Origin of the sequence: Paenibacillus sp. GCM10027627 (assembly GCF_042675505.1) — a bacterium.
Classification (GTDB): Bacteria; Bacillota; Bacilli; order Paenibacillales; family Paenibacillaceae; genus Pristimantibacillus.
On sequence record NZ_JBHTHB010000014.1, the window covers coordinates 1 to 2,977 of the forward strand.

General features: G+C 53.2%; 1 rRNA gene. It reads left to right on the forward strand.

Going from position 1 to position 2,977, the window contains the following annotated elements:
- The first annotated feature begins 2 nt into the window (after positions 1-2).
- Positions 3-2,933, forward strand: a 23S ribosomal RNA gene (locus tag ACFQZE_RS24340).
- The last annotated feature ends 44 nt before the right edge of the window (positions 2,934-2,977 follow it).

Below are 2,977 nucleotides of genomic sequence, written 5' to 3' on the forward strand. Positions count from 1 at the left end.
TAGGTTAAGCTAGTAAGAGCGCACGGAGGATGCCTAGGCACCAGGAGCCGAAGAAGGACGTGGCGAACAACGATACCGCCTCGGGGAGCCGTAAGCAGGCTTTGATCCGGGGATTTCCGAATGGGGAAACCCAGCAGTCGTAATGGACTGTTACTATCAACTGAATACATAGGTTGGTAAGAGGCATACCGGGGGAACTGAAACATCTAAGTACCCCGAGGAAGAGAAAACAAAAGTGATTCCGTCAGTAGCGGCGAGCGAACGCGGATTAGCCCAAACCAGGAAGCTTGCTTTCTGGGGTTGTAGGACATCTCACATGGAGTTACAAAGGAATGAGTTAGGCGAAGAGGTCTGGAAAGGCTCGCCATAGCAGGTAAAAGCCCTGTAGCCAAAAATTCATTCTCTCCGAGGTGTATCCTGAGTACGGCGGGACACGTGAAACCCCGTCGGAATCCGGCAGGACCATCTGCCAAGGCTAAATACTCCCTGGTGACCGATAGTGAAGCAGTACCGTGAGGGAAAGGTGAAAAGCACCGCGGGAGCGGAGTGAAAAAGAACCTGAAACCGTGCGCTTACAAGAAGTCAGAGCCCTCTATATGGGTGATGGCGTGCCTTTTGTAGAATGAACCGGCGAGTTACGATCACGTGCAAGGTTAAGGTGGAAAGCCGGAGCCGCAGCGAAAGCGAGTCTGAATAGGGCGCCATAGTACGTGGTCGTAGACCCGAAACCGTGTGATCTACCCCTGTCCAGGGTGAAGGTGCGGTAACACGCACTGGAGGCCCGAACCCACGAATGTTGAAAAATTCGGGGATGAGGTGGGGGTAGCGGAGAAATTCCAATCGAACTCGGAGATAGCTGGTTCTCCCCGAAATAGCTTTAGGGCTAGCCTCGGTTATGAGTGTCGTGGAGGTAGAGCACTGATTGGATGCGGGGCCCGCCAAGGGTTACCAAGTCTAGTCAAACTCCGAATGCCATAGACATGCTTACCGGGAGTCAGACAGTGAGTGCTAAGATCCATTGTCAAGAGGGAAACAGCCCAGATCATCAGCTAAGGTCCCCAAGTGTGTGTTAAGTGGGAAAGGATGTGGAGTTGCACAGACAACCAGGATGTTGGCTTAGAAGCAGCCACCATTTAAAGAGTGCGTAATAGCTCACTGGTCGAGTGACTCTGCGCCGAAAATGTAACGGGGCTAAACACACCACCGAAGCTATGGCATGTACCGTAAGGTACTTGGGTAGGGGAGCGTTGAATATAGGTTGAAGTCAGACCGTAAGGACTGGTGGACAGTATTCAAGTGAGAATGCCGGTATGAGTAACGAAAAGACAAGTGAGAATCTTGTCCGCCGAAAGCCTAAGGGTTCCTGAGGAAGGCTCGTCCACTCAGGGTAAGTCGGGACCTAACGCGAGGCCGAAAGGCGTAGTGGAAGGACAACAGGTTGAAATTCCTGTACCACCGAAGATTGTTTGAGCAATGGGGTGACACAGAAGGGCAGTGACGCGGACTGATGGAATAGTCCGTCCAAGCAGTGAGGCTAGTTGATAGGCAAATCCGTCAACTGTAAGGCTGGGCTGTGATGGGGAGCGAAAATTGCAGTAGCGAAGGTCATGTACTCCGGCTGTCAAGAAAAGCCTCTAGTGAGATCTAGGTGCCCGTACCGCAAACCGACACAGGTAGGCGAGCAGAGCATGCTAAGGCGCGCGGAAGAACTCTCGTTAAGGAACTCGGCAAAATGACCCCGTAACTTCGGGAGAAGGGGTGCCTCGGTAGGGTGAATAGCCCGAGGGGGCCGCAGTGAAAAGGCCCAAGCGACTGTTTAGCAAAAACACAGGTCTGTGCGAAGCCGTAAGGCGAAGTATACGGGCTGACGCCTGCCCGGTGCTGGAAGGTTAAGGGGAGCGGTTAGGAGCAATCCGAAGCTGTGAACCGAAGCCCCAGTAAACGGCGGCCGTAACTATAACGGTCCTAAGGTAGCGAAATTCCTTGTCAGGTAAATTCTGACCCGCACGAATGGCGTAACGACTTGGGCGCTGTCTCAACGAGAGATCCGGTGAAATTTTAATACCTGTGAAGATGCAGGTTACCCGCGACAAGACGGAAAGACCCCATGGAGCTTTACTGCAGCTTGATATTGGACTTTGGTACGATCTGTACAGGATAGGTGGGAGCCTTAGAAGCATGAGCGCCAGCTTGTGTGGAGGCGACGTTGGGATACCACCCTGATCGTATCGGAGTTCTAACCTACTACCGTGAAACCGGTAGAGGGACCGTGTCAGGCGGGCAGTTTGACTGGGGCGGTCGCCTCCTAAAATGTAACGGAGGCGCCCAAAGGTTCCCTCAGAATGGTTGGAAATCATTCGAAGAGTGCAAAGGCATAAGGGAGCTTGACTGCGAGACCTACAAGTCGAGCAGGGACGAAAGTCGGGCTTAGTGATCCGGTGGTACCGCATGGAAGGGCCATCGCTCAACGGATAAAAGCTACCCTGGGGATAACAGGCTTATCTCCCCCAAGAGTCCACATCGACGGGGAGGTTTGGCACCTCGATGTCGGCTCATCGCATCCTGGGGCTGAAGTAGGTCCCAAGGGTTGGGCTGTTCGCCCATTAAAGCGGTACGCGAGCTGGGTTCAGAACGTCGTGAGACAGTTCGGTCCCTATCTGTCGCGGGCGTAGGAAATTTGAGAGGAGCTGTCCTTAGTACGAGAGGACCGGGATGGACGTACCGCTGGTGTACCAGTTGTTCCGCCAGGAGCACCGCTGGGTAGCCAAGTACGGACGGGATAAGCGCTGAAAGCATCTAAGCGTGAAGCCCCCCTCAAGATGAGATTTCCCAATTAGTAAGACCCCTTGAAGACGACGAGGTTGATAGGTTCGGGGTGGAAGCACAGCAATGTGTGGAGCTGACGAATACTAATCGGTCGAGGGCTTATCCTAACAAACAGCTAAAGCGTTTCAGCAACTTTCGTATCCAGTTTTCA